Annotated in this window: 1 pseudogene; it reads right to left on the minus strand. The window is 81.7% G+C overall.

Annotated features, from left to right (window positions below):
• Positions 1–312: pseudogene (locus LPA42_RS33465) on the minus strand (hypothetical protein); the annotation flags it as partial.
• Positions 313–420 lie beyond the last annotated feature (108 nt).

A 420-nucleotide genomic window follows, 5' to 3' on the forward strand; every position in this document is an offset into this window, starting at 1 on the left:
GGTCAGGCCGGGCAGGTCCGGGGCGTCGGCGGCGACGACGGCAGCCTCGTCGTACCCGGCCCCGGCCAGCGCGGCGAGGACGGCGGTGCCGGTGGCGGCGGGCACCTCGTACACGGCCATGCCCGGCCAGGTGACGGACTCGGCCAGGGCACGGTCGGCCGGGACGGCCGCGATCGCGGTCTCGACCTCCTGGAGGGTGGCGAGCAGGTCCACCACGTCCTCGGCGAGCGCGGCCCGCCAGGCCGCCGGGTCGATCCCCGGGGGCGTCCACGCCACCGGTCCGAGCAACGCCACCACCACACGTCGGGCCACGCCCCGACCCTAGACGAGCCCCACCGGAGACCCACCCCCCCCCCCCCCCCCCCCCCCCGCCCCCCCCCCCCCCCCCCCCCCCCCCCCCCCCCCCCCACCCCCCCGCCC

The sequence above is a fragment of the Micromonospora sp. DH13 genome, from assembly GCF_020873825.1.
GTDB classification, from domain to species: domain Bacteria; phylum Actinomycetota; class Actinomycetes; order Mycobacteriales; family Micromonosporaceae; genus Micromonospora; species Micromonospora haikouensis.